The organism is Stieleria sp. (assembly GCF_041595215.1).
GTDB classification, from domain to species: domain Bacteria; phylum Planctomycetota; class Planctomycetia; order Pirellulales; family Pirellulaceae; genus Stieleria; species Stieleria magnilauensis.
On sequence record NZ_JBFHKV010000671.1, the window covers coordinates 1 to 4,830 of the forward strand.

A 4,830-nucleotide genomic window follows, 5' to 3' on the forward strand; every position below is an offset into this window, starting at 1 on the left:
CAGTCGGCATGTTGGCAAGGACTCGTCGCCTCGTCCACTACCGCCTACCCGAAACGCAAGGTGGCAAGAAAATATCGCATGGTCGCACTCATTTCGCGTCACCCACGTTTTCCAGCTCCCCGGCTTTCTTCGTCCCGTTTAAGGCGGGCCGCAATGGGGACAAGGTTCATCGGTGACGGCCGCTTCGGTATACTCGGCTTCGATGACGGAGAATTCGATCGAAACGACTCTCGGCACGCCGGCGAAGTTCTTGCCCGGGATCGGTTCGTTGCGCGCCGAGAAGCTTGCCAAAATCGGGTTGCGGACGGCGGGTGATCTGCTGTTTTGTTTTCCCCGCAGCTACGAATTCCCTGCGCCGCCGGCCCGAGTCGACCAGCTGCGTGAAGGCCAATCCGCTTCGTTGGTCGGCACGATCGTCGACGCCGAAATCGTCTCCCGGACGCCCGGTAAATCGATTTTCGGGGCCGTCGTTCAAAACGATTCCGGTGCGGTACGGATCGTGTTTTTCAACCAGCCGTTTCGCGCCGAGCAAATCACGTTTGACCGTCGAGTCATGATCAGCGGCGAACCGAAGCTGAACGGTTTGCGATGGGAATTTGTGCACCCCAAGGTGACGTTGCTGGAAGACGACGGGGAAATCAAGAAGCCACGAATCCTGCCGATCTATCCGCTGACCGAAGGCGTCAAACAAAACGAGATGCGGCACTATGTCAGTGCGGCGATCGACGGTCTGTGCGAAACGCTCACCGAAGTCTTGCCGGTTGATCTTCGCGACCAGGCGACCGCTGCGCTGCGCGCGGCCGAGATCGATCTTCGGCTGCCGCTGCCGGACATTTGCACCGCGGTCCGCAGCATTCATTGGCCCGCCGATCAAAACGATTTGACGGCGGCGCGAACGCGTTTGGTCTTTCAAGAACTGCTGGTCATGCAACTTGCATTGGCGATGCGGCGCCGCAAACTGACCACCGACCTGCGGTCCACGCCGCTGCCCGCCTCGGCGATGCTGGACGCGCGAATCATCAATCGATTCCCTTTTGAACTGACGGGCGACCAAAAGGCGGCGATGAAAGACGTCGGTCGTGACATGGGCCGCCAGTTTCCGATGAACCGCTTGCTGCAGGGTGACGTGGGCAGCGGCAAGACGGTCGTCGCGATTTACGCGATGATGTTGGCCGTCGGTCATTCCCATCAAGCGGTCTTGATGGCGCCGACGGAGGTCTTGGCCAGACAACATTTCCAAACCCTGACCCGGATGCTGGCCGACAGTCGCGTTCGCATCGGGCTGCTGTGCGGTTCGCTGACCGCGGCAGAGCGGCGGGAGACGCTTCGCAAAACGGCGTCCGGAGAAATCGATCTGCTCGTCGGTACCCAAGCCCTATTGTACGGCATCGAGTTCAAGAATCTGGGGCTGTGCGTGATCGACGAACAACACAAGTTCGGCGTTCGCCAACGCGTTCAACTTCGCAGCGGCGGGGTCGACCCCCATTACCTGGTGATGAGTGCGACGCCGATCCCGCGCTCGGTCGCGATGACGATCTTCGGCGACGTGGACTTGACGACGCTGCGTGAAAAACCGCCGGGCCGCGGCAGTGTGAACACTTACCTGGGTCGCGACGAGTGGCGCGACCGCTGGTGGACGTTCGTCAAAAAACAACTCGATGAAGGCCGACAAGCCTTCATCGTCGCTCCCCGCGTCAGTGCGCAGGCCTCGCCGACTCAAGATGACGTCGATGTACCCGACGAAGACTCGGCGACCGACGAAGATGTCTCATCGGTCGAAACCGTCTACGAAGAGCTTCGCACGGGCACCCTGGCAAAGTACCAGGTCGGGTTGCTCCACGGCCGACTGTCCAGTGAGGAGAAGCGTGCGGTGATGGAGGCGTTTGCGGACGGAGAGACCGACGTGTTGGTCAGCACGACGGTGATCGAAGTCGGGATCGATGTGCCCAATGCAACCGTGATGACCATCTTGGGCGCCCAGCGATTCGGATTGGCCCAGCTTCACCAACTCCGCGGGCGAGTCTCACGCGGTACACACGCCGGACACGTCTGCGTCTTCACCGACGGTGAACAATCGCCGGAAGAGTTCGAGCGATTGAAAGTGTTAGAAAGCACCAGCGATGGCTTTGAACTCGCCGAAGCCGATTTCAAAATGCGTGGTCCCGGTGACGTGTTCGGTTCACGTCAAAGCGGCATGCCCCCGCTGCGGATCGCCGATCTGATGAACGACATTGACGTGCTGCAAGTCGCACGCGACATCGCTCAGCAAACGATTGACGAAGATCCAGAGCTGTCCGATCCGAAGTGGGACGCGCTCAAGAAGCAACTGATGCGCCGCTACGGCAAACGCTTGGACCTGGGCGACGTGGCCTAGCCGGCCGTCCAGGCCCTTCGGCATGCGCCACATGCGTTACGGGCAACGCTGTGAAGCGTTAATTCCTTGCGTTTTACGCGGTGTTAGCGGCAGGGCGCCAGCCCGCCGGGCCCTCATCGTTCCCAGAACACCGGAGGGCTCGCGCCCTACCGCTAAAAAAATGCTTCACAGCATGCGTTACGTGAGCGTCGGCATGCACAGCATGCCCTACTTGTTCCACCACCAGGTGCTGGATCGCGAGGCGGCGACTTGGTTCGTCAGCGAGGTGTCGACTTGCTGGTCATGAACGATTTGGAAGGCGTTGATGCTGACGCCACCGGATGCCGTCACAACCCAGCCGCTTCGTCCCTTGATGAAGCTGCACTCTGGTGCGATCGTTTGAGGTGCGTCCAACGTCGGCATTTCCAGCATTTCTTGATCGCGGAGCACGACCAATTCCAGTCCCGAACGATTTTCGAGCTGTTCTTGCACGATCAGCGTCGAAGCGACCGTCAGATCCATCAGGTTTTGCAGATCACCGAAGACCGGCATTTCTTTGGCCAATTGGTCAAAGCGTTCGGTCATCGAGGTGGCCCATTTCTCGGCCAACTTGTCGGACTTTCCGGCACTGGTTGCCGTGCCGTCGGCGGCAATGGCATCTTGTTCGGTCATCGTTCGGATCCCTTGACCGGTCAATTTCCAAACCGTGCCTTCTTCGTTACGCGTCAAGCTGTCGTACTCGCATTCCATCCACCAGCGAGGATTCATGCTGCCGGCGTGAGAGGTGTTGCGGGCGAGTTGCAGGTAGCTGGGAAGCCCTTTGACGGGCGAATCTTCGATCGCCATCGCCAGCCGTTTCATTTGATAATCCGCCGCGACAAGGATGCAGGCGTAGCGGCTGGTCGCGGGAATGCCGTTCAACTTGATCATCTGCGGTCCGAATGCCTGCTTCATCCCGGCTTCCAGGGCGGAGGGGTTTTGCCCGGGGCGGAGTTTCATGCGACCGAGAAACGCGTTCAAACGCTGCCGGCCTTCGGCCGTCGGTTCGATCGAACAGCTGATGCCTTGGGCACGCGAATTTTCGACGTTGCGAAGCGCAACCACCAGGTCTTCCAACTGCAGGATCGCGGCGCCGGTTTCGGTGCCGACGACGCTGCCGGTTTCCGACAGGGTCCAGGGTTCGGCCGGTCCAGCCAGGATCAAGTCGTTGTTTTCCTTGTCGACCAGCACATAATCGACGCCGGTCAAACCGGCCAGATAGCGGATCTCAGAGGGAAGTCGCGCGCCCGTTTTGCGAACCTCGATGATCGCGTCTTGCAAACCCGAGAGCGACACCAGTCGCAGATCCGTCGCAGCTGCCAAATCGCCTGCCGGAGCGGTGACGACGTTGCGAAGCAGGTTGAGCAGTTCTTGGTTTTCCTCGACCGTTGCCGTACGAACCACGCCGGTTGGATCAATCGAAACGCCGCCAACGTTATTGCCGCCACCGCCGAAGTTTCCTGCTTTGGTCAGCGAGGCGACTGCAACGAGACAGCTCATCGCAATCGCGATCATGAATCGAGCTTGGCTCAGTTTCATCGAAAAGTTACTCCGAATGGAATTGGATTTTAGACGCCGGCAATTCGCAAAGACGCGTCATCGTACGGCGGAAAAGTCGGTTGGGAGGCGGCCTAGACTGCATAAGAGAATAGTTGCCGCCCATTCTAGTCGCAAGTTCGACCCGGTGATCTGATAAACTATTCGGCATCCAATCGACTCCAGCCTCTTCGAGCGACTTCCAGGGAATCAGAGCACTTTGAGCGACAGCAGCCTCACCTTGCCGCCCCACGACGACGATTCGGGCCCCAACCGTCTGCCGCTGAAGGCGGTTTCCGCCTCAGACGGCCAATGGAGCACCCCCGTGGGTGGCATCGATGGCGGATACCTGGTGATCCAGTCGGCGGGGCGTTGGAGCGACGTTTTTCGACTCTCCGCACCCGGACAAGTCATCCTGGGACGGTCCAGCACCAACGACATCGCGATCCGCAGCGAAAAAGCGAGCCGCCAACACGCCCGGGTCTGGTCGACAGCGGCGGGCTGGATGATCGAGGATCTGGGCAGCCGAAACGGAACATTTCTCGGCGGCCGGCGGATCCAGGCTCCGACGGCCCTGGCCGACGGCGACAAGATTGAAATCGCCGGATTCTCGCTGCAGTTTGTTCACCAGATTCAGTCCGCCGAGGGGCCCGTCGCCTCGCCCAGACCCGCCGGGGCGACCGAAGATCACTTGACCCTGGCGATGGAAGCGGCGTCGATCACCGATCGTCGCTCCAAAAGCGAATACTTGCACAGCGATCCCCTGGTCATCGAATCGCCCGCCCAACCCGGGGCACTGGTGCAGACCGAAAAGGCCCGCGCAACACTGCTGCAATTGGCTTTCAAACTGGCCGGTGCGGAAACCGCTGCCCAAGCGATCGATTTGGTCCTGGACCGCCTGG

At 60.1% G+C, this 4,830-nt stretch carries 3 protein-coding genes; 2 read left to right on the plus strand and 1 reads right to left on the minus strand.

Annotated features, from left to right (window positions below; translation table 11 throughout):
• The first annotated feature begins 202 nt into the window (after window positions 1–202).
• Complete coding sequence (gene recG / locus ABX749_RS22170) at window positions 203–2,374, plus strand: ATP-dependent DNA helicase RecG (RefSeq protein ID WP_372897902.1); 2,172 nt, start codon at window positions 203–205, stop codon at window positions 2,372–2,374.
• Between the two features lie 207 nt (window positions 2,375–2,581).
• Here the strand turns inward: recG and ABX749_RS22175 are convergent, their stop codons facing one another.
• Complete coding sequence (locus ABX749_RS22175) at window positions 2,582–3,931, minus strand: DUF1598 domain-containing protein (RefSeq protein WP_372897903.1); 1,350 nt, start codon at window positions 3,929–3,931, stop codon at window positions 2,582–2,584.
• Between the two features lie 217 nt (window positions 3,932–4,148).
• Here ABX749_RS22175 and ABX749_RS22180 point away from each other — a divergent pair.
• A partial coding sequence (locus ABX749_RS22180; RefSeq protein WP_372897904.1) for an FHA domain-containing protein occupies window positions 4,149–4,830 on the plus strand: 682 nt, incomplete at its 3' end.